The organism is Hyphomonas johnsonii MHS-2 (genome assembly GCF_000685275.1).
In the GTDB taxonomy this organism is placed as follows: domain Bacteria; phylum Pseudomonadota; class Alphaproteobacteria; order Caulobacterales; family Hyphomonadaceae; genus Hyphomonas; species Hyphomonas johnsonii.
The window spans coordinates 264,317-290,242 of sequence record NZ_ARYK01000002.1; the positions used below are offsets into that span (position 1 = coordinate 264,317).

The window sequence follows — 25,926 nt, forward strand, 5'->3', positions numbered from 1 at the left end:
CAGAGCGGTCAAGGCAAGCATTTTGCCTGCACCTCTTGAAAATCACCGATCAATCCGGATCCAAGTGAATTTTCTCCACTCCCGAGACCGCCCAGAACCTTCATAAGCTGCTCTGCCTCGGTCGCGTCCGCACATGCCGCTGCGCGCCGCTCTGTTTCCAGCGACAGCTGGGCATTCAAGACCAATGCCTGCAGCAATTTTTCCTGGTAGAATGGCGTGTCCGGAAACTGGCTGACAAGCTGTCGATTGAGTTCAATCGCTTCATCTGAGGCAGATATCGCCGCCGACCAGTTGCCCGCCGCACGTTCTACCCGCGTAAGCGTATCCAACATGCTGGCAAGTCCTTCAGGCCCGCCGGCGTCTTCGGCATCAGCGTCCATGATTGCACGAGCCAGCGAGACAGCTCGCTCGGCAAAAGCTCTACTGAGATTGACATCTCCCGTTTCGCGGTAAACGCGGGACAGCGCCGCAATGGCCGTCATGAATTGCGTCTGCTGATAGTAATTCTCGGGCATTTCAGCCAGTTTTGCTTCGCGGTACCCGATCGCATACTGCAGGGAGGGTACTGCCTCAGAAAACCTGCCCAGCTCGAACAGAAATTCCGATTCCTGCACTGACATATAAGCTGCCATTTCCTCACCACCACCGAGACGGTCGAACATTTCCGGCGTCAGTTCGGATCGCCATTGCTGCACAGATGCGAGCGCTTCCTCGTAATTTTCCAATTCAGACAGAATCTTCAGATTGTCGGTGCGCGCACTCCAGAAATGGCGAAGAAAGGTGCGTTCCGTATCACCGCCAAGCGCTGCGCCGCGTGAAGCAAGCGCCAGCGTATCTGCATTATACCGCGCTGCCGCCACCGGATCTCCCTTGTAATTGAGGCTTTGCACCGCAAGCATGCGTTTGACCATGGCCATCTGGGCAAGCGCTTCGGTATTGTCGGGGTTGCGTGCCAGGAGCGTCTGCAGCTTGTCTTCGGCGTCAAGGAGCAACGCGTATGCTCTCTCTGTCTCCCCGAGATTCGCGACACCCACGCCACCGTAAATGTCGGATAGTCTCAGGCTCATCGAGCCAATATCGAGCAGCAAATCATCTGGTGCAGACGGATCGACAGCGAGGTCCTGAATGTATGTCCGCACGAGATCGGCAAGATCCTTACGCGACTGCAGCGTGCCGGAAATCCTGGCGAAGTCGTCATAGAAATCAAAAATCAGGGAATTGCTGAGTGCCCGGGCTTGGTCAAATCTGGCTTCAGCGCGCATCAGTGCTGCCTCCGCACGCTGGTATTGAAACAGCGTTGTTGCGAGGCCGCCTGCGAGACCAAGGAAGGCGAGGCTGCCAAAGGTGACGGCCAGCTTTCGTCTCGCGAAAAACTTGCCGAACTGATATCCAGCTCCGCCTTCACGGGCCTTGACCGGAAAGCCGCCTGCCAGGTTGTCGAGATCGCTGACAAGCGCCGCGACCGATTGATAACGTGCGGCCGGGTCGTTCGCGGTTGCCCGGCCAATGATTGCGGCAATATCCTCGGTCTGGTTCGGAACATCGATCAGGACACCAAGGATGCGACCAAGTGAGAAGACATCCGACAGGGTATTTGCTGGGGCGCCCGTCGTACGCTCCGGGGCAGCATAACCCGGTGTAAAGCTCAGGCTCGCCAGGGAGTCCGATGCTGCATCGGTTGTCCCGCCATCATGAACATCGTGCGGCTTGGCAATCCCGAAATCGATAAGTTTGACGTTACCCTCATCCGTTACCATGACATTGGACGGGGTGATATCCCGGTGAATTATCAGATTCTGGTGGGCGTAGCTGACAGCTCCACAGAGGTCACGAAACAGCGTCAGACGTTGTGTGGTGGTTGAATTGTTATCGTTTGCCCAATCGATAATGGAGCGCCCTTCGACATACTCCATCACCATGTAGGGTGAACCATCAATCATCTGCCCACCATCATAGAGGCGCGCGATGTTCGGGTGATTCAGTGTTGCGAGAATCTGTCTTTCCCGCTGAAACCGTTCAACCAATGTGTCTGACAGGACGCCTGGTCGAACAACCTTGATCGCGGCCGTATGATCGAAATCATTGGTCGCGCGTTCGCCGCGGTAAACCGCCCCCATTCCGCCCTGCCCGATCAATCCGGTAATCCGATAGGCACCGACACGCTCAGGGGCAATCGGGTCTGCCGCGTCATGGCCCGCACCGCCCGTGCGCAGTGCCGTTTCGCTGCTGGCGTCTGCCGCAAGTAGATCAAGCACACGTTTGGCCAGCGCCGTATCGCCACCGGAATTCTTGCGAACCCAGTCTGCGCGGACATCCGAAGCGTAATCGAGAGACAGCGCCAACAACGCCATCGCCCGTTGCTCAAGTGATCTGATGGTCATCGCTGCGCGCCTCATTCAAGGAATCCAGAAGCCAGGCCCTCGCGACGCGCCAGTTGCGCTTGATGGTCGATGGCGAGGACTGTTTGACCTCGGCAATCTCTTCGAAACTCATGCCGCCAAAGTACCTAAGCTCGACAATTTCAGCCATGTCGGGATCAATGACCCCTAGCCGGATCAGGGACTTATCGAGCACATCAAACTCTATCCTGTCCATTCCCGCACCCGCGACCCTGGTAATCAATGTCACCTTGCGATGATGCCTTTTGTTGGAAAGTTTCTTTCGGGCATTGTCGATCAGGACGCGCCGCATGGTGCGGGCTGCGAGCGCCAGAAAATGCGCTTTATCGGTCCATTCGATTTGCTCGAGTTGCATGAGCCGGAGCACGGCCTCGTTCACGAGGTCACCCGTCGACAGTGAGCTGTTGCTCTCGGCCCGGATGAGCGCACCCGAGACTTTGCGCAATTCCGCATAAAGCAGTTCAAACAGGCGATCCCGTGACGTCAGATCACCGCTGCGCCAAGCGTCAAGCAGTTCTTTGGCCTCATTTCGATCAGTATCGGACATCGTAACTCCCCCTCCACGCAATCTGGCGCATGGTGTTCGCCGCTGCAAGCCACCGGCCGAACGATGAAAAGTCGAAATGGCGAGGGCTCAGGAATGCAGCGCACACCTGGAAACCGGCTACAAGCGCTGCGCAAACGCCTTGGCTGTTTCGTTATAAAGCCTTCCATCAGGGGTGATCTGCATGATGTTTTCGACAACTCGCGGTCGCTGGCCGCGCTGGGTTGGATTCACTCTGATCATCAGCTTGAATCGACCATTGCCCAATGGAAGCACCTGGAACTGACCGGTCGACCCCTGGCCCTGGCGTGCCCCGGGCGCAAACGCCATGCTGATGAATGACCCGTCAGGAAGGAATTCCGAGATCGTGGTGCCCTGCTGGGCAGCGAGCCGCCATTTGCCGACCAGGAAAGCCATTTCCTGGCTGACGCCGGGTTGGCCCTGATAGGCTGAAGACTGGGCAATCGCAGGCGTACCGACGAAGGCGACTGCACAGGCGAGCAGGACAGCAGATATGGATGATTTCAACATGTGACCGACTTTCTTGTTGGCGTAAGTAACAAATTTTGTCTGGCGCTACGGCCAGCCTTGAAAGGTATCCAGAGCGCTGGAGCTTGGCTCATAGGGTACGAAGGGTGGCGTCGTGAACTCCACACTACCGAGACGGCTCAATGGAGTTTCATAAACATCAACCCCGCACCCGCCTTCGTCTGTGTATTGATCGGCAAACGATCCGTAGTAGGGGGTGCCGCCTGGGGTCTCTGCCCGCTGCCCCTGTTGCGGAAAGGCAAGGTCAAATGCACGAAGTTGCGCCGTTTCCGGGCCCGCCCAATTGGTGCAATCGCTCGGGAAATGATCCTGTGCCGCCACGCGACACGCCATCATCAGGCTCAGGAAGAGCGCAGTTCCAAATTTTCCTACGCGCTGTTTCATCGAGCATTTTCCTGTGGATCGGTGCGCCCGTCTGAAAGGGCCTCATCTCACTAGGCGTACGAAAAGGCAGGTTTGGGCCACGAACGGACAGAACTATTTGGCATCTGGCGTTCAAGGCCATGCGATTCGACATGCAGAATGAGGGGTTAGGCTTGCTTGGTGACGTCGCACGGGAAACGGCAGGCTCGCCAAGCTGCTAGGGAAACCACGTTCAGGGCAATGCGTCAGTCGCGCTGTTCGCGGCGTGCGAGAACTATAAACGCCTGCCCCGGGTCCGTTTGCCGTACCAATCCCCTAACTGGGGTTCAAACAGGCGTCTTGGTTCTCAGAAGCAATGGCCCATACGCCACGGCGAACCCGCCGAACGCGGCAAACCATGCGGCCCCGGCACATGTGTACAGCCACATGGCGTGATCAATCCAAATTCCGGCAGCCAGCCGCATCGCAACAGCAGCCAATAGCGCGATATATATGCAGAGCGTACCCGCATTCGCAGCAAGATTCTGTCCCGTATGGCCCAGTGTCGCTCGCGTCATTACAGCAAGTGTCATCGTCCCGATTGCGCCGGTCATCCACAGATGTTGAGTGGCGCTGGGCGTTATCAAGTCTGGAACAAGCACATTACCCGCCAATCCAAATGCCCCCAACGGGATGAACGCGTATCCAATGTGAAGCACCCAAACCAGGGGTTCCGCGACGGTCCGATCACCTGCCCAGCGGATCAGGCGCCATGTATGAGCAGCGCCAGCCAGCACAAGCGCAAGTGCCGTCACCGTCCCTGCTGGACGAACAACAAAGGCAATCAGCGCCGCCAGCAGGATGAGCAATGCGACCTTGTCGAAGGTTTGCATCGGAAGAACCGGCAGACGCCCACCTCCTCGTCTGGTCAGCCAGTTGCGCGTAAACAGCGGCACGATTCTACCGCCAATGATGGCAATCATCATCACGGTCACACCCAATCCGATGCGCAAACCATAGCCATGTGCCGCGAAGTTGCCTCGGGCCGCCTCCCAGTGGAAAATCGCGTTGCCCAAGATGAACGCAGCGAGCAACGCCAGTATTATGAGATTGCGCCAATTTTTCCCTGCCAGGATTTCGTTTCCTGCCACGACGGCAATCGCCACAGGAAGAGACAGGTCAACAATGGCCACGGCGAAAGGCGGCAATCCCATCGAGAACATCATGACGACCCGGCCAGCAACCCATAGCAAAAAGACGAGGCCGAGGGGCCAGCCAATGAGTGGCGGCCGGGATGTCCAGTTTGGAATAGCCGTCAAAAGGAAGCCAGCAATTACCGCACCGAGATACCCATAGAGAAACTCGTGCGCATGCCAGGACACCGGATCAAATGCGGTGGGCAACACTACGATGCCTGACACGAAGGGTATCCAAAGCGCCATCGACAGAGCCGCCCAAAGCGATGCTCCGAGAAAGAATGGCCGAAAGCCGTAGGAAAATATCGTCCAAGGGGCCTGGGAGCGGCGCAGGACTACGGTTTGTGCCATCAGCCTTGCATCCGGTCTGTTGCTTCAAACTGGGGGAAAAGGACTTCATTCTCGAGCCGCAAATGCTCTTCCAGATCCCTTACGAGCACGCCAAGCCCATCATAGAGGCTGGTCCATGTCCGGCAGGCATTTTCCGGCAGGGTCAAGTTTTGCGTGAGCCCGAGAATGGTTCGGGCGTCTTCAATGTGTCCAACATGATCGTGGCGCATGGCCGCGATCGGTTGCCCGAGCACTGGGCCAGCCCCGTTTCGAATGGCCGGAAACAGAATCAGTTCTTCCTTTTTCATGTGAACTTCCATTTCGCCTATCATCCGTGTCAGGATATCGGCCAATCCTGTGGGGACACCCGGTCGCCCCGCATGGACCTGTTCCACTTTGGCGGAAAGCGCCGCCAACTCGGGAAGCTGCGCACGCAGGCGCACGTGATATCGTTCCTCTATGTAACGTGTGAGTTCAGCGGCGTCATGGAGCGGAACGGAAGTGGTCATGTCATGTCCTTTGGAAATTGCGCTGAACCAACATCGGAGATGTTCAAGTCAGACGACCGGCTGAAACCAAGGCGAAAGGCCTGCCAACCCAATGTCCGCGTCGCCCTGAACCGCGAATTGCAGCCAGTGTGGAGTCGCGCATTCTGAAAGGATTAGACATTGAATTCGCCAACCATTTTGATAATAGGTATTTCTAATACCTATTTTGCGATCGGGAAACGAGACAATGCGCCTCACCTCATTCACGGATTACGGCCTGCGCATGTTGATGCGTATGGCGAGCGAACCACAGCGAGCCTTTTCATCTGGCGAACTAGCTGACGAGTTCAATTTGTCGCGCAATCATCTGACCAAAATCATGCAGCGTCTCGCCCAAGGACAAATCGTCCGCACCCAACGAGGCGCTGGCGGTGGCGCGAGATTGGCAGTCAAACCCAGGGAGCTAAAGCTGGGCAGAATTGTTCAGCTTCTGGAGCAAGATCAGCCATTGGTCGAATGTCTTTCGGCAGACAGGGGAAACTGCACGATTGATGGCCAATGCCGGGTCAAAGCGCGTTTGCGATCAGCCGAAGCGGCATTCCTGAGAGATCTCGACAAGGCAACACTCGCCGACATCGCCCTGCCGACCCGGGCGCCTGCCTGAATTTCCTGCCCTGAATCCACATATCAATTCAGGCGTTTCCATACGATCAACCATCACAGCAAGAAAGGACTATAAAATGACAGACTGGCTACCCAGCCTCATCGTCAAGACACCAGCCGAAGGTTATGACCTGGCCGTTAAGCTCGCCCGGGTCGCAATCAAGGTGACCCAACCAGATGCTGAGGTGCGCGATCGCCTGCGCTCCGATTATGCCGAAAACGCATCAGCACTTGTTGCCGTCAGCCAGGTGATAGCGACTCACTTTGCGACTGTTTCGGCCGCCAACAATTTCTGGCGCGGTGAGGCATGAACTACGACAATACAAGACTTGCCTACACGGGGTCCGTGGCGGAATCGTAAGCTCGGAATGCGCCGACGGGAGCCGGCGAAACGCAGCCAAGCGATCGTGACTTCAGCTTACGCCAGGCTCGATTCGTCTGGCGGCGTGACGCCCAGGACCCGCAGGCGTCTTTGACGGCCGTTCGGAAAGCGGCACATCGTGGTGTCGCCAACCGAAAGGCCGATAAGCGCGATTCCCACAGGCGACGTAATTGAAACATGCGATGTCGACGCCCCCAAGCGGTTCGGAAAAACCAATTTGACGATCCGAATCCTGCCGCTGACTTCATCAACATATTCAACAATCGAATTCATTACGACAGTTTGATCCGGCAACGCTCCAGACGAATACACGGTCGCCCGATCAAGTTCGCCGAGCAGCAGCCCGGCGAATTCCGGCTCGCTACAGGTCAATGCATTGGCCAACGCGTTCAACGCATCAAACTCAAGCGCGTTCATGTGTATCTTCGTACGGGATTCATCGTTCCCTCGGTCAACAATAGTCATCTAGATAGTTTCCTCACTTTTATTTGTGAATTTTCTCGAGGTTGCCTTGGTCTGGTTTCAGGCGGGGCCGGGCGTCCGATATGAGCGCCGCGCTGGCAGAGATTATTCTCCCAACTGGCGCATAATTCTGTCCTTCAGGGCCAGACGCCGAGCCTTGAGATCCCGCAATCTTGTGGAATCGGGAAGCGGCCGCCTTTCTTCCTGAGTGATGAGCCGGTCAAGTTCAGCATGCTTGGTGCGCAACGACCGTATCAGTCTTTCATCTCCACGAACTTCAGTCGCCATCAACGCTCTCCTTTGACTTGCTTTTCGCGCAACCCCATTCGGCGAGCCCCTGGGATATGCAGCGCTCGAACCGCGCCGCCATCATCTTCCCAGCGCGCCACTCCTATCTGGGTTGAAGTAACGGCGCTTCGCCTACGTCCTCGGTCGCCCTGCTTTTCGTCCATCCAGGGAAAGCAGGTTGGGAAATCGGCGGCGGACAACATTTGCGGTCTCCTTTTGCGTCTACGTGTCGGTGTGTTTCTCTTGAAATCGGAAGCGACAACCCATAATTCAAATCGTAATAATGTTGTTTTGCGATAACTGGATATTATGGATGAGACCAACGCTGCGCCAACTGCAATACCTGACGGCCATCGCCGAGACTGGGCGGTTCGGTGAAGCCGCAAAGCGGTTGAATGTCAGTCAGCCCGGACTGTCATCCCAGATATCCAACATGGAAGAAGAATTGGGAGCGGTGTTGATCGAACGTGCACCTAGCGGCGCCTTGCTGACCCCCAAGGGGTTGGAAATTGCTGCGAGGGCCAAGCATATCCTGAGGGATGTCGAGGATTTGAAAGCAGTCGCGCGCCACGATGCCGACCAGCTGGAAGGTCTGTACCGCATAGGGGTATTGCCCATTGTTGGTCCGTACCTCCTTCCGCTGGCGGTTCGACAACTGCATGCCAAATTCCCGCTTTTGCGCTTCCATGTGAGAGAAGAGCCCGCCAATGATCTTGAAACGCACCTGCACGAAGGCCTGTTTGATACGATCATTTCATCCGTCGCAGACCATTCGCGCGTCCACCACGTCTCATTGTTTGACGAAGAGTTGTGGATATGTGTCGCGCCAGACGATCCGCTTGCGCGAGATCCAGATCCTGTCGCCCTCTCGGATCTGGAGGGCCGCCTCTTTCTCACTCTGGGAAGCCGCGACCGGCTGAATGTCGCAATCGAGAACATTGCCGATGCTGCAGGTGCCATCATCAGCAACGAATACGAAGGAACGAGTCTGGATTCGGTGCGCCAGATGGCTGAGATGGGTGCAGGCATCGCCGTGCTACCCAGTCTCTACGCCCTATCGGAAGCACGGCGCGACCCACACCTGAAAATCCGGCGCATTGAACACCAGCTGGCGAGCCACCCGATTTCGCTTATCTGGCGGGAGTCGTCGCCCCTGGCGCCCAATTTGATCACGCTCGGAAGCGCATTGCAGCATGTCGCAGCCGAACTGCTTAGTGAAAATCACCTCGGCCACTCCAGATAGCCTATCGCTTTCCGATCGCCCCCAGTCTCCAGAAAAGTTCCGTCTGCATACATACAAGAATGCGGCGCGCGTTCAATCGATGCGAACCATTCAACTCGAGTGGCGATTCTGCAAAATATTCCTCAGGACGACTGCATTGTTGTGAGTCTCATCGCGTGCCGCATAGACAAGTGTGACCGTCCCCTCTTCGACCAATTTGGATAATCGATCGAATTCCTCGCCGTGCGCGTCGATCTCATGAGCATACCGTGTCACGAACTCCTCCCAGCGCCCCTCGTCGTGGCCGAACCATTTCCGAAGCGGCGTGCTCGGTGCGAGGTCTTTCAGCCAGTGGTCTATTCGGGCCTCGTCTTTGCTAACGCCACGTGGCCAAAGCCTGTCGACCAGTACCCTCACGCCGTCCTCAGACGACGGGGCCTCATAGGCCCGCTTTATGTTGACGTTCACTTACGCACCCCCTTCTCGCCTGCAGTCAGCGAATTCACGAAGACCGAAACACGGTGTAGCAGGATTGATCATGTGCCGACGCCGCTTCAATCGCAATTGCATTGAGTAAGAGGCTGAAAATCTGATGCGCATCACGGCGTTCGTCCAACGAATTGGAGCACAGCCTCAGATCATCGCAACGGCTGTTCACCAAGAATGGAGGTTAGGCATCTCTGCTCGATCACATCAGATCAAGCGCGACTGACTCTACCGCCCCGGCAAATCCAAAAAAGTGTATCAATGCAACCCCGGGCTATTGAAATACGCCTGTCAGAGAGTTAGGCCGAATCCCGACACGACCGCCAAGAGGGAGAGGCTGACATGTGGCTGCTAAACCTTCAACGCACGCCGCGTTTGATTTTGATTTGCGTCGTGCTTGGTGTTGTCGGGGCGCTGGGCGCGCAACTTTTCCTGCTTCTCCTGCATTTTTTTGATACCTATGTCCTCGCTGCGGTTGGCGGGTATGAGACGATCGACGTCGAGACGGCCCATGCAATGACGGACATCCCACAGCCGTTCACGCGCCTGTACTGGTGTCTGCCAATTTCAACGACATTGGGAGGTTTGGCGGCAGGCCTGCTGATCTTCGGATTGGCGCCTGAAACAGAAGGGCACGGCACTGATGCCACGCTACTGGCATTCCACCGAAACAAGGGAAGGATGCGCGCGCGTGTGCCTTTCGTAAAGACCCTGGCGAGCGCAATCACGATAGGCACCGGCGGGTCAGGTGGACATGAAGGACCAACGGCCCAGATCGCATCAGGTATGGGAGCCATTATCGGCCAAATTTTCAACCTGTCTGACGATGAACGCCGGATCGTGATCCTGATCGGAATGGCCGCCGGCCTATCGGCCATCTTCAAGAGCCCCTTGGGGACAGCCATCTTTGCCGTAGAAATCCTGTATTCACGCATGGCCTTCGAAGGTGGCGCATTGATCTTCACATTGATCTCTGCCTCGATCGCCTACTCAATTACGGGTATGTTTTCTGGATTCACGCCCCTGTTTCTGCTTCTGGAGAGCAGCCGCGATCTGGTTCCCCTGGATCTGTTGTGGTTCAGCCTGCTCGGCGCTTTGGCGGGCGGTGTAGGCGCGCTGATGCCTCGAATTTATTATACGATCCGCGACGCATTCGTTGCGCTGAAGGTTCCACGCGCGATCAAACCGGCCATCGGTGGCCTGGCCGTCGGAATGATCGGCATTGCAATGCCGCCGGTCATCGGCGGCGGATATGGCTATATGCAATTCGTGCTTCAAGGTGGGACAGGGCTGGCCGTCTGGATCCTGGTGCTTTTGACCTTCGGCAAGATCTTGACACTCTCCCTCACCGTCGGGTCTGGCGGTTCGGGTGGCGTATTCGGCCCCACGCTATTTGTTGGAGTCATGCTCGGCGGTAGTTTTGCCGGCCTGTTACACCTCATGAACATTGATATCGATAGCAACTGGTTGGCAGTTGTCGGCATGGCCGCAGTCTTCGCAGGAACCGCACGCGTCCCTATTGCCGCGATGGTGATGGTGATCGAGATGACGGGGGGCTTCACGTTGATCATGCCAACGATGCTCGCCGTCGCAATCTCCTTTTTGGTGCAACTTGTCCTGTCCCGGAATACAAAATATCCGACGATTTATGAATACCAGGCCCGCACCCCCGCAGACAGCCCGGTCTATCGCGAAACATTCTACCAGACCGCCGCAGATCTATTGCGCCGCCAGGAAGTCCATCTTGACCGTGATATCCTGGACAGCGAATTGCAGGCGGTGCTGGAAGGCGGTGAAGGCATCTCTCTACGCCAGCGCAAGGAACGGCTCTACCGCCTCCTCATGCCGGCGGGATCGCCAGTAGCTGGCCGCGAAGTCCGCAGCCTCGGATTAAGTGACATGGGCGTGGTCATTGTAGGCATCATCCGCGGCGAGGGCGAAATCACTCCAACTGGCGACACGCGGCTGCAGGTCCGCGACGATCTTCTGGTGGCAGCCAATGAAGAGTCGATTCGTTCATTCCGTGATCTGATCATGACATCATCAAAGAACGACGCTCAGGACTCTTGATGATCCGATTGCAAAGCAGACGCACTCGCCTTCTCGAGACGCGCAGTGTCTCGTTGCTGTTTGATGGGAAGTCGCGAGCCGATATATCCGTCCAGACCGTTGCAGTTGAATTGTTGCGTATGATGGGGGAATGACTGATGTTGATCTCGCTTCCGCCACCCGAAAGACTGCACCTCCACTCTGTTTCATAACGAAATCGCGCCAGACAAAACCTTGCATCGCAGCGCCACAGGTTTACTTGTTTTATACAGGTTTGAGGTCAGATTTTCATGAGACTAACCAGCTTTACGGACTATGCGTTACGTATTTTGCTTATGGCCGCGTCCCATCCTGACCGGCTGATAACAATCTCCGAAATCGCCGAAACCTATGACTTGTCACGCGGACACGTCATGAAAATCGTCAATCTTCTAAGCCATGAAGGCATTCTTGAAGCTGTACGCGGCCGCAATGGGGGCCTGCGCCTTCGTGAGGATCCGGCGCACATCAATCTGGGCGCTCTGGTACGTTTGACCGAACCGGATTTCAAGCTTGCCGAGTGTTTCGGAACACCCAACAATTGTCTGGTTTCCGCCTATTGCAAGCTACCCGGCCCTCTGAACGAAGCGCTCAACGCATTCCTCTCTGCGCTCGACAAATTCAGTCTTGAAGACATGATGCTGAAGCCCTCGCAATTCACCGGCCCCCAACCATTCAACCAGCCTCAGCGCGGCCCCCTTCTGGACCAATAGACGCCCATCTAGTCAACATCCTCGTCGTCCAGAAGAATTCGTTCTTTGGCTCCTTCCAGGTCATCATACTGCCCGGAGTTCAGACTCCAGACAAAGGCGCCAAGGCCAACCAGGCCGAGGAACAGGGATACCGGAATGAGGAAGAAATAGGATTCCATTATTCAGCCGGCATCAAACTTGGCTTTCGAAAGCCACGCTTTCGACGAAACGACTGATTACCCGAACGCGCTCCAGACAATCTGAGGGCATTCGCAACCACAACGATAGATGAACCCGACATGGCGATGGCCGCGAAAAGTGGCGTCACCAACCCGCCACAAGCGGCTGGCACGGCAACAAGATTGTAAAGCAGAGCGAAGGCAATATTCTGGATAATCAGCGCGCGCGACTTCTGCGCCACTTGCAGGCTCGTCAACACACTGCTCAAATCGTCCCTGAGGAAAACAAAGTCTGCTGCACTGCGACCTATGTCTACTGCACTGGACGGCGCCATGGAGACATAGGCCGCCTGCATCGCGGGGACGTCATTGACACCATCGCCGATCATCAGCACGCGCGAACCGTCTGCCTCCCTTTCAATTATGTGCTTGAGCTTTTCTGCTGGCAGCATGGCCGCGCAAGCTGAATCGACTTGCAGTCGCTCTGCGATTTTGTTGACTGCATTTGTTGCATCACCGGAAACTATCTCGACCGGCAATCCTCTCGCCTTCAGTGTCTGGATCAGCGGCGCCGCCGATGAGTGCAAGGAATGCTCGAACTCTAGCGTTGCCAGCCACTCGCCATTCCGTGACAGCACGGGACCTTGGAATGCGATAGACTGTGTTTGATCTTTGAGCGCCCAATCCGCCCGGCCGAAACGATAGATACCGTCTTCCGAAACCGCTTCCAGTCCGCTCCCAGGATGTTCTGACACGTTTCCGATGGAGCCGGATTCTGATCCGACAATACTCAGATCGGCCAACACCCTGGAATAAGGGTGACGCGAATGGCGCGCCATTCGTTTGATGATTGCCAGGTGCGCCGGCAACAGTTGCTCCGCATTCACAAGTTCAGGCATACCGGACGTCAGCGTTCCAGTCTTGTCGAAGATGACTGTATCTATCTGATTCAGGCGCTCGAGGGCCGCACCATCTCTCATCAGGACACCCTGCTGCATCAACCTTTTTGATGCCATGACCTGGACCATGGGCACAGCAAGCCCCAATGCGCACGGACACGTGATGATCAAAACGCTGACAGCAACAGTGAGGGAATGGTGAATACCTGCCCCAAGAAAATACCACACGGCGAAAGCGGAAAATGCAGCCAGATGCACGACTGGAGCATACCAGGCGACGACTTGATCCACGATGGGTTTGTAAGCGTGACGGCTCGCTTCCGTACCTTCAATCAATTCGATCATTTGCGACAGGAATGACTGGTTTGCAGCGGCAATCGCTTCGACGACGAGCGGTCCAGTGAGATTCAATGCCCCCGCGACGATAACATCCCCGGGTTCCGTACGCTTGGGTACACTTTCACCACTGACGAGCGACAGATCGACATCCGAGACACCGCTGACAACTCGCACATTGACGGGAAAGCGATCGCCCAAAGCGATCTGGAGTGTCATTCCGGGAAGGATGTCGGCAGTCGCCATGAACGCATGCCCACCGGTGGCATCCACAACCTGGACACTATCGGGGACCAGTCTCTCCAGATCCGAGATCACATCGCGCGCCCGCTGGCGCATTAGATGATCGAGCGTGCGCCCGATCAGCAGGAAGAAGAGAAGTGTCACTACCGCATCGAAATAGGCGTGCAGGCCGTGGGTGAACGTATCGTATAGACTCATCATGAATGTGAGCAACAGCCCAATAGTGACCGGTACGTCCATGCTCACCCGTCCCTTGCGAATGGCCTGGAACGCTGGAATGTAGAATATCCGCCCAGCATAGAGCAGCGTGGGAAATGCGATCGCCGCCGAAATCCAGTGAAACAGATCACGCGTCGTGTCGCTGGCGCCCGACCAGACCGCAACTGAAAGCATCATGATGTTGCCGGCGGCAAAGCCCGAGACGGCCAGCGCACGAAGCAGGTTGGACTGCGTGGTATCACGCACTTTCACCATCTGTGACTGTATGTGAGACTCAAACCCGAGGTCAGACAAGGTGTTCTGTATCGGTGGGACGCCTTGGGCTTCATCCCACGTTACAGCGACCCTCTTTGTGGAGAGGTTGACCCGCGCTTGCGTGACACTGCTCAGCTTGCCGAGCCCGCTTTCAACTTTCGCAATGCACCCGGCACACGACATGCCCGGCACTGAGTATATGGATTTACGCAGCCCCGGACCGGCTGGTTCACTCGCAAGCAGTACCTCGTTGTCTCGAAGGCTGAGAGTCATGTTTCATCCGCCAAAGCCCTGTAAGCATGCCAGGTTCCGTGACCAAGGATCGGATATACCAGAATCAAGCCCGTCAACGCTGTCACGAGGCAAAACGCAAACAATGCGACTATGATCGCGCCCCAGACGACTGCGACCTCCTTGTTGTTCCAGGCGACCACCATGCTGGTCCCCATCGCTGTGAAGGCATCCTTCTTTTCGTTCAGCAACATCGGAATTGAGAACGCGCTGATCGCAAAAGCGAAAGATGCGAACAGACCGCCAACAGCGCTGCCAACCGCCAACAACGCCCAGCCGCGCGGTGTCATCAGGACAGAGCCAACCAGGTGATCGAATCCTGAAAACGGAACCATGCCGAAGAACAGGGCATAGAGAAGAAACGCCGCCCGCAACCAGAGCACCATCAGGAGCATCAGAATGACGCCAATGAACAGGATCTGCCCTGGCGATTTCGACTTCACAAATATCATCCGAAAGAGACTGATCGGCTCGCCAGCTTCCAGGCGGCGACTTTTTTCATATAGGCCGACAGCGATCGCCGGACCAACCACCATGAATCCGGAGAGTGCCGGCAAAAGGATGTAATCCACGCCGAATCTGATCAAGCCCCCGACGATCAGGATCGATACGCAAAACACCATCAGCCCAAAGAACAAGCTGCTCAATGGTTTGCGAAACGTGTCCTGCACTCCCTTTCCCAACCAATGGAACGGTTCGAAAAGCCCCAAATGCCTGGCATAGTCATGGCGCAAAGGTGGCAGATGAGCAGGAATGTCCTGGTTGGTCATGTCAGCGACTCCCTCCTAACAGCTGGGCTTGGCGGCTCGAAACATTTCGTTTGAGACATCCAGTGATTTTACATGATCCACACACGCTGGCTGGGACCGGATCGCCACATATACAAGATGCACGTTGGCTGCGATTACCAGCAGGACGCCGAGGGCACTCAGGACGATCCAGAGCGGGCGCCAACCGGAGCTTCGCGAACGTGCAGTGGCCGGCGAAGGCAGATCGGTCATTTCTGGCGCTCCCCCATGTCCAGAACATACAGCGTCAGTATCTTGCGATCCACCTCATCCAGACGGTCCTCCCAAAACGGCATTACACCCTGACGCCCTCCATATACCGTCTCTTCAATATCTGAACGCCGTCCGCCATAAAGCCAGAAATCGTCGGTGAGGTTCGGGGCACCCATCGTCGGGAGTCCCTTCCCGTCAACGCCATGACATGTCGCACACTGCATCGCGAACACGTCGCGCCCGGCCTCGATATCGGCGGGTTTCAGCGCAGCAACATGGCTCGCATCATCATGTTCGGACAGGGATTGAACGTATGAAACGACTTGCCGACGCTGATTTGTGTCAAGTATCCCGTCTCTGCCAAACGCAAGCATCTGGCTCAAACGGGCTTCGTCGTGCTTGTTATTTACGCCGACACGCAGGGTTTCCATGATGTCTTCAGGAGAGCCACCCCACAGCCACTGGTCATCCGTGAGATCCGGGAAGCCGCGCCCTCCCTGCCCGTCCCGGCCGTGGCACATCGCGCAATTATCCTCGAACATCCGCCGGCCATTCTCTCGAACGATCAGCATCGCAGCCGGATCAGCTTGCAATTCGTCAAAACCTGTCGTCTCGAACGTATGTGTCCAGGGGGCACGCTGCTTGGCTCCCGCTTCAAGGCTCGCGTCCAGAACCTTGTACTGGTTCGTGTTAAGAATGCCCTTGGTATAGTCCCTGCCCGTCGGCCAGGTCGGTAGTAGCACCCACATCACGACTGCAATGACTGTCGTCAGAATGAGAAAGAACCATACGAGCTTTGGAACGGGAGAATTGAGTTCCTTGATACCGTTCCAATCGTGTCCGGTCGTCAGGCGTCCAGTGTGCGGGTCGCGTTCAGGCTCTGACATCACTCTTCATCCTCGTTCACCTCGTCATCGACAAGGATACTGCTGGCCGCGTCATCGAATTTCTTCTGGTTTGACGGCCAGCATGCATACACAACGGCGCAAGCGAACACGGCCAGCATGTAGAACAAACCGTACGACTTGGAAAAAGCCACAAAGGTTTCGTGATCTGCCACCCGCTTACTCCGTTCCTTTGTTGGATTGCAGGGGCGTCTCCTGATAGGACGCATCCGTCAGCTGCCCCAGTATCTGAAGATACGCGACCAGGGCATCCATTTCCGTCAGGCGAGCACTGTCGCCGTCGAAAACGCGAATGTTGGAATCTTCGCCATACCGTTCTTCAAGGTCATAAGCTTCGTCTGAGTTCGGGTTGGCCTGACCAAATGCATCGGCGGCAGCATGCTCAATCATCGCGTCAGTATACGGCACTCCGACCTTTCGCAGCGTTTTCAGGTGGAGACCGAGATCCTCGTAATCAAGCGGCGTACGAGCAAGCCACTTGTAGGCCGGCATGACCGATGTCGGCATCACCGAGCGCGGGTCCATCAGGTGCTTCACGTGCCAGGCGTCAGAATACTTGTCGCCCACCCGCGCAAGGTCCGGACCGGTCCGCTTGGATCCCCATAGCATCGGGTGGTCATATTTGGACTCGACCGCCAGAGAGTAAGGCCCGTAGCGCTCAACTTCATCCTGAAGGGTGCGGATCATTTGTGAGTGGCACGCATAGCACCCTTCACGCGTATAGATGTTTCGGCCTGCCTGCTCCAGTGGCGTATACAGGCGCATGTCCGGAACGTCCTCCACCGTCTCATCGATTGTAAAGAGCGGCGCTATCTCAATAAATCCGCCGATCGACGCGACCAGCATGATTGCCAGGACAAAGCCGATAGCGGTCCGCTCAAGTTTGCGATGGTGTTCAAGCATCAACTCTACTCCGCAGAAGCCGGTGCAGCCACCAGCAGTGGTGGCCTTTCGGGGACGACGGTAGCGTCATCCTGCATTCTTATCGTTTTCAGTACATTGTAGAAGCAGACCATTACGCCCGTCAGGAAGAACAAGCCGCCAACAGCGCGGGCTGCATAATAGGGCTTCATCGCCTCGACGGATTCAATGAAGGAATAGGCCAGCGCTCCGTTCTCGTTATAGGCGCGCCACATCAGGCCCTGAATGACACCCGAGTTCCACATCGCAAAGACGTAGATAAGCGTCCCAATGAGCGCGAGCCAGAAATGCAATTCGACCAACGCGTTCGAGTACATTGCCTTCTTTTTCCACAACCACGGCACCAGGGTATAAATCGACCCGAAAGTGATCATCGCGACCCATCCGAGCACGCCTGAATGGACATGCCCAACAGTCCAGTCTGTATAGTGAGACAACGAATTGACTGGACGGATCGCCATGAACGACCCTTCAAAGGTCGACAATCCGTAGAACACCGCCGCCACCATCATGAAGCGCAGCGTCGCGTCATCACGCACCTTGTGCCAGGCACCGTTGAGCGTCAGCAAGGCGTTGCCCGCAGAGGCCCACGAGGGCACGACCAGAATGATCGAGAATGTCATGCCGAGCGTCTGAACCCAGTTCGGCAACGCAGTGTAATGCAGGTGATGTGACCCCACCCACATGTACAGGAACGTGATGCCCCAGAAGCTGATGATCGACAGGCGATAGGAAAAGATCGGGCGCCCTGCGCGCACTGGCAAGAAGTAGTACAACATGCCCAGAAAGCCGGTCGTCAGGAAGAATGCCACAGCATTGTGTCCGTACCACCACTGCGTCATTGCGTCCTGCACGCCAGAGAACAACGAATAACTCTTGGCATGACCAAGCGATACGGGAATCGCAAGGTTGTTGATCACATGCAGGATCGCAACGACGACAATGAAAGAGAGAAAGTACCAGTTCGCGACATAGATATGTGGCTCTTCGCGGCGCCTTAACGTTCGCAGATACAGGATCAGATAGCTCACCCAGATTACCGTAAGGAACAGGTCGGCATACCATTCGGGTTCGGCATATTCCTTCGACGCCGTTATCCCCAACATATAGCCTGTCACGGCCAGCAGACAGAACACGTTGTATCCTACAAGCACGACCCACGGGCTGAGCTGATCTGGCAATCGCGTCCTGCACGTACGCTGCATGACATGCAAAGATGTGGCGATAAGCGCGTTGCCGCCAAACCCGAAGATCACGCCCGTTGTGTGGACTGGCCGCAAGCGACCAAAACTGGCCCAGCCGGCATCGAATGTCGCTTCCGGAAAGACGAGCAGCCACGCAACCCAGTCGCCGACCCCCATTCCCACAATTCCCCAGACAAGCGCCAGGACGATCCCGGCCTTTGTCGGATCATCGTAATACTTTTCAATCCGCCGAGGAGAGGGACTCGGCTTGAAGAATTCGATGCCGATAATGAATACAAGAAGGTAGGCGACGGCGGAGACCATCAACCCATGAACAGCAATAATATCGTCTTTCCCGACAATCGCCAGGAAGCCGCCGACGGCGGCGAGACAGATACTGAGAACCAAGGCGAGTTGCCGTTCGCCGGGCGTGAGTTGGGAAATCATGCAGGTCTCGCCTCGATCTCAGATTGGGAACCAATTCAATCAATTTACGTTCCTAGTATTACAGGTAAAGATACATGCTATCTATATCTATAGGAGCGTCAAATTGACTTACACTGCTCTCGCTGGGCCACGCGCCAAGAAGGCAACACCACCATCGGAGGGCGTCGGCACAAGTATCACGAGTCGTCGCAGCACAATGAGTAACGCAACCTGACAGACACTGCGCCGGCTCAGCAGCAGGAGGCCTGCCTGGCGCAACGGGACCTTCGACAGGGCTGGTGCAATCCAGCCAACAGAACTGTCAGAACGCAAAATCGGGGCCCCGCCCAGTGGCAACCCTTCAGTCTCGAAAGACAGAGTACTTGATATTTCTGGTTTGGTTTCATCCGTATAAGCGGTCCGGGCAGTCCGATATTCAACGGAGAGTCGACGCAAAGGCCCCGGATGCGTTTTGTCCGGGGCCAGCTATGTCGGCATCAGTCGATGTGGAGGCGCTCTATTCCCAGATGGAATTGATGAAGGACTGGTGCGAGTCGACCGGATTTTCGTATGGCACGTACGTCGAGCTTCCGCCGGAAGAGTAGTCGTAAGGGTTCGGCGAGATCGGCGAGAGATCGTACATACCGATGGAAGGGTCCATTTCGCCGCTGTAGCTGGAATATACGTTGCCGTAATTGTCGACTTGGGAGTCGTAGGCGTATGGGTCGACATAGTGTGAGTCACCGTACTGGTCGTACATTTCCATACCCCAGGGGCTGATCGAGCCTTCGGCCCAGTATCCATAGTCCTGCGCGCTGGCAGCACCGGCAAAAGCCGAGAGGGCGACGATGACGGCGGCGGCTGTTTTCGTGAAGCTTTTCATGGTTCAGGTCCTTGTCTGCATCTCCGAAGCGGTTGTTCGCCCCGGCTGATGAACATGTTTTGCCAGAGCCCCCCGAATGGCGATGTGAGCCACTTCACAGGAGTCGAATATTACAGCTCTTCCTGAATTCCTCACTATTTGCGTGTCTCGACGACATCCCCACGAGCAAGCCCCGCTAAACGGTCCAGTGCCTGAAAATACGCCGATCCGGCTTGAGCATCCGAAAGCATGGTCTCAATCGTGGCGACCTTGTCGGGATCAGGCCCCAAAAGCTCTCCGAACAGGCTGGTGCATTGGTTAAGCTCAGATTCCGAAAGTGATGTGGAGAGTGTGACGGTCGTGACAGGCTCGTCGCGACCGGGCAGAAGCAGGCGGCCTGCAGGTAGAAACCCGTCCGGTTTGCCCGCGGCCTCAAAGAGTCCGGCCGTGGCCAGCAGGCTGGTGCCAAGCGTCTTGTTTGCCGCTTCAAGCCGGGACGCAATATTCGTTACATCTCCCATCGCGGTGTAATGAAAGCGCCGCTGTGTGCCGAAATTACCAACCATGGCCTGCCCGCAATCCGCGCCCGCCCGTGTTACGCCAAGCATGATGCCATTGGCCTGGAACCTGATGCTCATCTGGCGCCCGGCTTCAACGAGGTCCCTCGCGCAGTCGAGCGCGCGCATGGCGTGATCTGCTTGCCATGTCGGTGCGTTGAAGAGCGCAATGATGCTGTCGCCGACAAACTGGTCGATCATACCGCCGTGCCGGAGCACGACCTGGCCCAATTCGTCGAGGTATTCACGAATGACGTCGGCTCCCTTCTCCGGATCAACGGATTCCATCAGTGTTGTGTAACCCTGCAGGTCTGTGACCACCACGGAGACGTCGCGCATTGCGCCGCCGAGTGATAGCATGGACGGATCATCGAGCAGGCGCTGAAGGACATCCGGAGACACATACCGGCCAAATCCGTCTGCTATCCGTCGACGCTCCTGGAACGCGATCAAGCCGCTGCGCGAAACAAACCCGCTCCCAATCAGGATGAGCCCCAATAAGGGCGCACTATCGGCCACGACAGCATTGCCCGCGCGCGCAACGCCGCAGGCGAGCAACAGAACCAGCGCGCCGGACACCAACACCAAGGACGCGCGCACGATATCCGTCCGGGCCCATATAGCGATCCACAAGCTGGTGCACATCGCCACGATCCACAATGATACAACTATCCAGGCTGGCGCTGGACGGAGAGCATCACCAGCGATCGTCGTTGCAGCAATGTTGCCTTGCGCTTCGACGCCGTGCATCAAGCCGTGGGCCGATGCGTAATAAGGTACATTGATACCGTCCGACGTCGCTTTCGATGCGGATGGGCTAGCCTCAAGCGCGAGACCGATGAGGACGATCTTGTCGGTGAATGTGCCCGGTGGGAGCATGTCTGTGGCCGACAGCGCCTGATAGTAGGACACCTTGCTCAGACGGTGTTGCCCCCGCGCGAACCGGATGTATCGTTTGTTCTTGCCAGATGCAGGAGACGACGTCTCCCCTGCCAGATCAGCAGCTACAATGTAGGCGATACTGTCTGCAGAGTTTGGCAACCGCCGTAACCGGCCATCCGGATCAAGATCCACGCCGGCAATACCTACGCCTTTGGCTTCTTCGAGCAGACGTCCGGTCGGCAGGGCCAATGTTTCGATTTGGCCCTGCGGAGTCCGGGTCGTCGCGCGCTCGGCTGCAAGGTAGACATTCCCGGCAGTCCTCATCGCGTCGGCGAAATGGGCATCTGAGTCAGTCGACTGTTCGAAAACGATATCGAAGACAATGGCACGAGCACCAAGCGAATGCAGCTGCCGGACGAGTTCAGCGTGAATGTCCCGGGACCAGGGCCACTGTTCGCCAACATCCTGAAAGGATGGCGCATCGATGGCGACAATAACAAAATCGTCACGCGCGTGAGACGCCTCGAACAGACTTCCAACCGAATCCGCAAGCAGGCGATCTGCCCCCCTCAAAAGCCCCGCCGCGCCCATCAGGGTGACGGCAAGCCACAGAGCCACGACCCAGCCGGCGACCGATTTTCTGCGCGCGGACGTGTTCGCCCAAAAAGTGCGGAGTATTGACAAGCAGGGCCCCATCATTTTCGACTGGTTCGAATAGGGGACATTCAATGATTAAACGTCAACTCTGGCAATGGCTGGTTCTTGCCTGCCTTTTACCCGCGGTGCAGGGCTCGGCAGCCATCGCTCAAGTCGTGTCTGACCGTCCGCAGGAGAGCATCGGTGAGATAATCGATACGAAGGGAGAAGAGGAGTTTCTCCCGACAGAGCTGACTGACTGGCGCAAGGCAACCGTAACGCAGGCCCTGATCAACGGCGACTTCCTTCGGACGGGTGAGTTTGGGGGACTGGGGATCTCGTTCAAGGATCGCACGCAAATGCGACTTCATGCGAACTCCAAACTTCAAATCTCCGAGGAGGGCACGGGCGGCTCAGCTCGCAAGTTCGTCTTGTCGGCCGGTCGGTTCTGGTCGCGCGCCAGCAAGCCGGACCGCCCACTGATTATCGAAACACCAACTGCAACAGCCGCTATCCGTGGAACCGACTGGTATATGGAAGTTCTCGGCGACGGCGCGTCGCGCCTGGTCGTGCTTGACGGCGAAGTGCGTTACTTCAACGAATTCGGAGAGATACGCGTCGGATCTGGCATTTCTGCTATCGCCCGCCCTGGAGAAGCCCCCGAGATAGAATTGGTTGTCAGTTCCCCTGACCGCCCGCGATGGGCGTTGTTACCCCGATCAGACTGGGCAATCTTCCTGCCTATTGACGCGGTTGCCGACGAAGCCGCCGGATCGGGCGAGCGCGCGGCATTTGAAGCCATCCAGAAAGGATCGATTCCGGACCTACGCGCTGCTCTTGCGGCCAACCCGGCCTCCGGTAGCAAGCACCACATGGTGGCAGCTGCAATCCTGAAGGTGGTGGAACGTGATCCTCAGGGTGCCCTCAACCTGCTTGATCAGGTGGAAAGCATCACACCACTTCAACCGGTCAACCTGCAAGGGGCAGAACCCGGCCACTCAGGCCTGATCAAAGTGTCCGGCGAGGCACAGACGCAGCCCAGTGTCGACGGCCGGCATTCGGAGGCCCTCGCGCGGTTGGTTCTGGCGCTGCGCGTCGGTGCGAATCTTGACCTGGCGCGGTTTGATGACGCCTTGAGGTTCCTGGCAGCCTACGATCGGCGCTTCGGAAGCGATGTGTCGAGCAAGGCCTTGCGCGCTTACCTCGAAATATATGCTGGCCGCATCGAATCGGCGTCGATAATCAGTCAGGACCTGACCCAGACAAACGATCACGATGTGCGCGTGGCGGTGCTTGCTTCACTGGTTGCAGTGATGAACGGCGATGATGCCGCGTTGAACATCGCGACGGCATCGGCTGTGGACATTGCCCCTGAAAATGCGACCGCATGGTACTGGCGCAGTCTGTACCTCGCGTCGGCGGGCGGCGTTGGCTTCGAGGAAGTGAGCGCGGCCCTGGACCGTGTCCTGGTACTGAACCCCGATGCTGTCGGCGCATGGACCGCATTGGGACAGCTGAGAGCATCGGCCGGAGACCGGACTGGCGCACTCGCCGCGTACGACCGCGCGCTCGCGATCCAACCGTTGGAACCCTACGCACTGACTGGGAAGAGCTTCGCCTACATTGCCCAGGACAGGCTGGACCTTGCTGAAGCGGTATTTGCCGCCCTGTCGGAAGGGGCGCGTCTTCATCCCGAGATCCAGTCGGCCATTACGGTGATCCGTCTGATGCAAAACCGAGCCGAAGAGGCCGCCATGGCCGCAGGGCGCATCATCTCGGCCAACCCGGCGCGCCCGGGCGCAACGGCGCTTGGTGCGATGGCGCATTGGCAGGCCGGACGACACGATCTCGGCGTCGAGATGATGAACAATGCAATCCGGCTCGATCCGAATGACGCCTTCAGTGCGCAGGCAGGCTCCGTGATGGCGCAGGATCAGTATCGTGCGGGCGATGCTATCGCGCTGGCCCGCGCGGCGTTCGCAGCCGATGCCAGAAGCCGCGGCGCCGGCCTTGTCGACCTTCCGGCCAGCCAGAGTGGCCGTATCGATATCGGATCAGCCTTCCGGAACATGGGGCTGGATGCGCAAGGGGAACGATATTCAAGCCAGGTCGCCAACCAGTTCAATGCCAACACCGCCTTCGCCTATGCCGGTATCTACCCCGATAGCCTGGCACGCCAGTCAAGCACCTCCACTGGTTTGCTGCTTGATCCGCTGTCGGTGACCTACCCGCTGCGGCACGCGCAATTCTATCGCAAGGAACGGCACGAACGAGCCATAGGCGTTTCCGCCTCTTACGGTGAAGCCGGTGCACAGGGCATTGAGTCCTCCGGTCAGGTTCAGGGCCTGACCCGCGTCGGAAATCACCCGCTGGCATATGCAGCATTCCTGAGCGTCAATGATTCCTCCGCTGCGCGGGACAATAACGAGGCGCAGTCTGGGCTACTATCGCTTCGTTTCGGCACTGTCAGGAACGGACGGGACGGGTTTGTCGGTCGGTTGACACTGGACGCAAGCGAACGCGGCTTGCCGGGTCAGTTTTCCACTCTCGATCCCGACGACCGGGAGCAAAACATCAATACGGCGATCGATCTTGGCTATACGCGCATCAATGCGTGGAACGACCGCTGGATGTTCAGGGTGGCCTACGGGAACGGCGATCGCGACTATGAGAACCCAGGCGCTTTCGGCAACACCTTGTCCGACCTGGAACTGTCCCTGGCGGCATCATTCGGCGTGGACGCCGCGCAGGACTTTGCCAGCCGCGGCCTTTACGATACCGCATTTAGCATACCCAACGAGGCACTCGTGGCGGTAAATCCTCCACCCGCGCTGCCCATCACAGATCAGATCGGCGCAGGCCTGTTACCGCTGAGAGACGATGACGACCCGGTACGCAAGATCAAGTCTAACGCGGATCTTCTCTCGCTTCAGGTGCGCCGTCTGCTTTCCGTAAATGGATCCGACGTCAGCTATGGCGTCGAATACGGCAGCATCGAAAACACGACTCGACGGATTGAAAACATATTCCAGATTTCGGGCGTCGGCGCGCTCGTCGATTTCGACAATGCCGCACAGATTTCGATCTTCGACCTAGGAACCGCCGTTCCCGCGACAGAGCGCCAGGAAACGAAGTCTGAGATGTTGCAAGCTCACGTTTCCACCGTATGGCGCGCCGATGAGCACTGGCGCCTTGAAGCGGGCCTCTACCCGACGCTCCTGCGCTCGGATTTTCGTCTGCCTGATCTGGGCATTTCGGTCTCGTCCGAAGACCTGACTGTCGACCCGCGCCTGGGCATCGCATGGGCAAGCCAACAACAGCAAATAAGGCTGGTCCTGCAGCGCACACGCACCCCATTCGGCGTCGACACGATTTCGCCTCTCGGGGCGCTTGGCCTTTTGCCGAAGCGCAATCAGGGAATCTTCGCCGAAGAGACCGATAGTGCAATCCTGCGCTTTGAGCGCGACGTGACCGACCAGGTCTTCGTCAGCGTCGGGGCGGAACACCAGAAGATGCGCAACGCGAGCGCATCAAGATCCGGCGAGCGCCTCGAACAAAGTGCTTTCTTCTCTGACAAGGCCAGGCTCACCGTGATTGACGGCACAGTGGAATGGAAGCTCGGCGACCGCACTGCGGCGTCATCAAGCCTGGTCCTGAGCGATGGGGAAATATCCGGCTCGGGCCCGTATGCGGGTAATGACTTGCCGCTCGTGCCGGACCATACAGCATCAGTGGCGTACACGTGGGTTGATCCGCGCTTTTTCCGTGCACAGATCGGTCTTGCGCACATTGGAAAGCGGTTTGCCGATGGGACCAACCTGATTGAGCTGGATAGCGCCACGGTCTTGACCGGCAACTTCTCGAAGGAATCAAGAGACAAGACATGGCTGTTCACGCTTTCCGGCACGGCTGCGGCGTCCGACGACGACCCGTTCTTTCCCGGCAGGAAAGCGTCTGCCTATCAGGTGCGTGCTGGCTTCTCCCGCAGGTGGTGACCCC

The 25,926-nt window shown here is 57.1% G+C and carries 24 protein-coding genes; 6 read left to right on the forward strand and 18 right to left on the reverse strand.

The features are described 5' to 3' along the window. Nucleotides 1–8: 8 nt before the first annotated feature. The 6 genes from HJO_RS06155 to HJO_RS06180 form a co-directional block, all read right to left on the reverse strand. Complete coding sequence (locus tag HJO_RS06155) at nt 9–2,396, reverse strand: protein kinase domain-containing protein (protein WP_084141633.1); 2,388 nt, start codon at nt 2,394–2,396, stop codon at nt 9–11. Beyond that, nucleotides 2,362–2,946, reverse strand: a complete 585-nt coding sequence (locus HJO_RS06160) for a sigma-70 family RNA polymerase sigma factor (protein ID WP_035614987.1) — start codon at nt 2,944–2,946, stop codon at nt 2,362–2,364. The genes HJO_RS06155 and HJO_RS06160 overlap by 35 nt, the downstream gene beginning before the upstream one ends. Nucleotides 2,947–3,063: 117 nt before the next feature. Continuing rightward, complete coding sequence (locus tag HJO_RS06165; protein ID WP_035614990.1) at nt 3,064–3,474, reverse strand: hypothetical protein; 411 nt, start codon at nt 3,472–3,474, stop codon at nt 3,064–3,066. A 45-nt stretch (nt 3,475–3,519) separates the two neighbouring features. Next, nucleotides 3,520–3,876 (reverse strand): hypothetical protein, encoded by a 357-nt coding sequence (locus HJO_RS06170; protein WP_035614992.1) that lies wholly within the window; start codon nt 3,874–3,876, stop codon nt 3,520–3,522. Between the two features lie 305 nt (nt 3,877–4,181). Further along, on the reverse strand, nt 4,182–5,381 hold the full coding sequence (locus HJO_RS06175) for an NnrS family protein (protein WP_035614994.1): 1,200 nt from the start codon (nt 5,379–5,381) through the stop codon (nt 4,182–4,184). After that, nucleotides 5,381–5,869, reverse strand: coding sequence for a hemerythrin domain-containing protein (locus tag HJO_RS06180; RefSeq protein ID WP_035614996.1), 489 nt, complete (start codon nt 5,867–5,869; stop codon nt 5,381–5,383). The genes HJO_RS06175 and HJO_RS06180 overlap by 1 nt, the downstream gene beginning before the upstream one ends. A gap of 226 nt (nt 5,870–6,095) precedes the next feature. Between HJO_RS06180 and HJO_RS06185 the strand changes: the two genes are divergently transcribed. Both HJO_RS06185 and HJO_RS06190 read left to right on the forward strand, forming a co-directional pair. Then, nucleotides 6,096–6,512, forward strand: a complete 417-nt coding sequence (locus HJO_RS06185) for an RrF2 family transcriptional regulator (RefSeq protein WP_035614998.1) — start codon at nt 6,096–6,098, stop codon at nt 6,510–6,512. Nucleotides 6,513–6,588: 76 nt separating this feature from the next. Further along, a complete protein-coding gene (locus HJO_RS06190; RefSeq protein ID WP_035615000.1) occupies nt 6,589–6,822 on the forward strand; it encodes a hexameric tyrosine-coordinated heme protein in 234 nt (77 codons plus the stop codon). 107 nt (nt 6,823–6,929) lie between these two features. Here HJO_RS06190 and HJO_RS06195 read toward each other — a convergent pair whose 3' ends face one another. Together HJO_RS06195 and HJO_RS18100 are read right to left on the reverse strand one after the other, a co-directional pair. Beyond that, nucleotides 6,930–7,358 carry a GreA/GreB family elongation factor gene (locus HJO_RS06195; RefSeq protein ID WP_035615002.1) on the reverse strand — a complete coding sequence of 143 codons (429 nt, stop codon included), beginning with the start codon at nt 7,356–7,358 and terminating at the stop codon, nt 6,930–6,932. A 102-nt stretch (nt 7,359–7,460) separates the two neighbouring features. Next, a complete protein-coding gene (locus tag HJO_RS18100) occupies nt 7,461–7,643 on the reverse strand; it encodes a YdcH family protein (RefSeq protein ID WP_084141636.1) in 183 nt (60 codons plus the stop codon). Between the two features lie 313 nt (nt 7,644–7,956). Between HJO_RS18100 and HJO_RS06200 the strand changes: the two genes are divergently transcribed. Then, a complete protein-coding gene (locus HJO_RS06200; RefSeq protein ID WP_035615005.1) occupies nt 7,957–8,886 on the forward strand; it encodes a LysR family transcriptional regulator in 930 nt (309 codons plus the stop codon). Between the two features lie 90 nt (nt 8,887–8,976). Here the strand turns inward: HJO_RS06200 and HJO_RS06205 are convergent, their stop codons facing one another. Beyond that, nucleotides 8,977–9,333, reverse strand: a complete 357-nt coding sequence (locus HJO_RS06205; protein ID WP_035615008.1) for a DUF488 domain-containing protein — start codon at nt 9,331–9,333, stop codon at nt 8,977–8,979. Nucleotides 9,334–9,693: 360 nt separating this feature from the next. Here HJO_RS06205 and HJO_RS06210 point away from each other — a divergent pair, with 360 nt between their 5' ends. Together HJO_RS06210 and HJO_RS06215 are read left to right on the forward strand one after the other, a co-directional pair. Beyond that, the gene (locus HJO_RS06210) at nt 9,694–11,421 is read left to right on the forward strand and encodes a chloride channel protein (protein ID WP_035615011.1); all 1,728 of its coding nucleotides are present in this window, start codon (nt 9,694–9,696) and stop codon (nt 11,419–11,421) included. 269 nt (nt 11,422–11,690) lie between these two features. Further along, complete coding sequence (locus HJO_RS06215; protein ID WP_035615014.1) at nt 11,691–12,152, forward strand: RrF2 family transcriptional regulator; 462 nt, start codon at nt 11,691–11,693, stop codon at nt 12,150–12,152. 8 nt (nt 12,153–12,160) lie between these two features. Here HJO_RS06215 and ccoS read toward each other — a convergent pair whose 3' ends face one another. The 9 genes from ccoS to HJO_RS06260 all read right to left on the reverse strand — a co-directional run bounded on the left by ccoS (nt 12,161) and on the right by HJO_RS06260 (nt 21,975). Then, nucleotides 12,161–12,310, reverse strand: coding sequence for a cbb3-type cytochrome oxidase assembly protein CcoS (gene ccoS / locus HJO_RS06220; RefSeq protein ID WP_035615017.1), 150 nt, complete (start codon nt 12,308–12,310; stop codon nt 12,161–12,163). After that, nucleotides 12,310–14,535, reverse strand: a complete 2,226-nt coding sequence (locus tag HJO_RS06225; RefSeq protein ID WP_051618345.1) for a heavy metal translocating P-type ATPase — start codon at nt 14,533–14,535, stop codon at nt 12,310–12,312. The genes ccoS and HJO_RS06225 overlap by 1 nt, the downstream gene beginning before the upstream one ends. Continuing rightward, a complete protein-coding gene (locus tag HJO_RS06230; RefSeq protein WP_035615019.1) occupies nt 14,532–15,323 on the reverse strand; it encodes a DUF2189 domain-containing protein in 792 nt (263 codons plus the stop codon). The genes HJO_RS06225 and HJO_RS06230 overlap by 4 nt, the downstream gene beginning before the upstream one ends. Nucleotides 15,324–15,550: 227 nt before the next feature. After that, nucleotides 15,551–16,441 (reverse strand): cytochrome-c oxidase, cbb3-type subunit III, encoded by an 891-nt coding sequence (gene ccoP, locus HJO_RS06235; protein ID WP_035615020.1) that lies wholly within the window; start codon nt 16,439–16,441, stop codon nt 15,551–15,553. Continuing rightward, nucleotides 16,441–16,614: a cbb3-type cytochrome c oxidase subunit 3 gene (locus tag HJO_RS06240; protein ID WP_035615023.1), complete on the reverse strand. Its 174-nt coding sequence runs from the start codon at nt 16,612–16,614 to the stop codon at nt 16,441–16,443. Before HJO_RS06240 ends, ccoP begins: the two co-directional genes overlap by 1 nt. A gap of 4 nt (nt 16,615–16,618) precedes the next feature. Then, the gene (ccoO, locus tag HJO_RS06245; RefSeq protein ID WP_035615026.1) at nt 16,619–17,362 is read right to left on the reverse strand and encodes a cytochrome-c oxidase, cbb3-type subunit II; all 744 of its coding nucleotides are present in this window, start codon (nt 17,360–17,362) and stop codon (nt 16,619–16,621) included. Nucleotides 17,363–17,367: 5 nt separating this feature from the next. Then, nucleotides 17,368–19,011, reverse strand: coding sequence for a cytochrome-c oxidase, cbb3-type subunit I (gene ccoN, locus HJO_RS06250; RefSeq protein WP_084141645.1), 1,644 nt, complete (start codon nt 19,009–19,011; stop codon nt 17,368–17,370). Nucleotides 19,012–19,507: 496 nt separating this feature from the next. After that, a complete protein-coding gene (locus HJO_RS06255) occupies nt 19,508–19,873 on the reverse strand; it encodes a hypothetical protein (protein WP_035615028.1) in 366 nt (121 codons plus the stop codon). 134 nt (nt 19,874–20,007) lie between these two features. Beyond that, nucleotides 20,008–21,975, reverse strand: coding sequence for a CHASE2 domain-containing protein (locus HJO_RS06260; RefSeq protein WP_162173785.1), 1,968 nt, complete (start codon nt 21,973–21,975; stop codon nt 20,008–20,010). A gap of 44 nt (nt 21,976–22,019) precedes the next feature. Here HJO_RS06260 and HJO_RS06265 point away from each other — a divergent pair, with 44 nt between their 5' ends. After that, on the forward strand, nt 22,020–25,922 hold the full coding sequence (locus HJO_RS06265) for a FecR domain-containing protein (protein WP_084141648.1): 3,903 nt from the start codon (nt 22,020–22,022) through the stop codon (nt 25,920–25,922). Nucleotides 25,923–25,926: the final 4 nt, after the last annotated feature.

Bases quoted from the DNA above. Each gene is read 5' to 3' on its own strand.
- HJO_RS06155 (WP_084141633.1), bottom strand. From the start codon at position 2,396: ATGAGGCGCGCAGCGATGACCATCAGATCACTTGAGCAACGGGCGATG.
- HJO_RS06160 (WP_035614987.1), bottom strand. From the start codon at position 2,946: ATGTCCGATACTGATCGAAATGAGGCCAAAGAACTGCTTGACGCTTGG.
- HJO_RS06165 (WP_035614990.1), bottom strand. From the start codon at position 3,474: ATGTTGAAATCATCCATATCTGCTGTCCTGCTCGCCTGTGCAGTCGCC.
- HJO_RS06170 (WP_035614992.1), bottom strand. From the start codon at position 3,876: ATGAAACAGCGCGTAGGAAAATTTGGAACTGCGCTCTTCCTGAGCCTG.
- HJO_RS06175 (WP_035614994.1), bottom strand. From the start codon at position 5,381: ATGGCACAAACCGTAGTCCTGCGCCGCTCCCAGGCCCCTTGGACGATA.
- HJO_RS06180 (WP_035614996.1), bottom strand. From the start codon at position 5,869: ATGACCACTTCCGTTCCGCTCCATGACGCCGCTGAACTCACACGTTAC.
- HJO_RS06185 (WP_035614998.1), top strand. From the start codon at position 6,096: ATGCGCCTCACCTCATTCACGGATTACGGCCTGCGCATGTTGATGCGT.
- HJO_RS06190 (WP_035615000.1), top strand. From the start codon at position 6,589: ATGACAGACTGGCTACCCAGCCTCATCGTCAAGACACCAGCCGAAGGT.
- HJO_RS06195 (WP_035615002.1), bottom strand. From the start codon at position 7,358: ATGACTATTGTTGACCGAGGGAACGATGAATCCCGTACGAAGATACAC.
- HJO_RS18100 (WP_084141636.1), bottom strand. From the start codon at position 7,643: ATGGCGACTGAAGTTCGTGGAGATGAAAGACTGATACGGTCGTTGCGC.
- HJO_RS06200 (WP_035615005.1), top strand. From the start codon at position 7,957: ATGAGACCAACGCTGCGCCAACTGCAATACCTGACGGCCATCGCCGAG.
- HJO_RS06210 (WP_035615011.1), top strand. From the start codon at position 9,694: ATGTGGCTGCTAAACCTTCAACGCACGCCGCGTTTGATTTTGATTTGC.
- HJO_RS06215 (WP_035615014.1), top strand. From the start codon at position 11,691: ATGAGACTAACCAGCTTTACGGACTATGCGTTACGTATTTTGCTTATG.
- ccoS (WP_035615017.1), bottom strand. From the start codon at position 12,310: ATGGAATCCTATTTCTTCCTCATTCCGGTATCCCTGTTCCTCGGCCTG.
- HJO_RS06225 (WP_051618345.1), bottom strand. From the start codon at position 14,535: ATGACTCTCAGCCTTCGAGACAACGAGGTACTGCTTGCGAGTGAACCA.
- HJO_RS06230 (WP_035615019.1), bottom strand. From the start codon at position 15,323: ATGACCAACCAGGACATTCCTGCTCATCTGCCACCTTTGCGCCATGAC.
- ccoP (WP_035615020.1), bottom strand. From the start codon at position 16,441: ATGTCAGAGCCTGAACGCGACCCGCACACTGGACGCCTGACGACCGGA.
- ccoO (WP_035615026.1), bottom strand. From the start codon at position 17,362: ATGCTTGAACACCATCGCAAACTTGAGCGGACCGCTATCGGCTTTGTC.
- ccoN (WP_084141645.1), bottom strand. From the start codon at position 19,011: ATGATTTCCCAACTCACGCCCGGCGAACGGCAACTCGCCTTGGTTCTC.
- HJO_RS06255 (WP_035615028.1), bottom strand. From the start codon at position 19,873: ATGAAAAGCTTCACGAAAACAGCCGCCGCCGTCATCGTCGCCCTCTCG.
- HJO_RS06265 (WP_084141648.1), top strand. From the start codon at position 22,020: ATGATTAAACGTCAACTCTGGCAATGGCTGGTTCTTGCCTGCCTTTTA.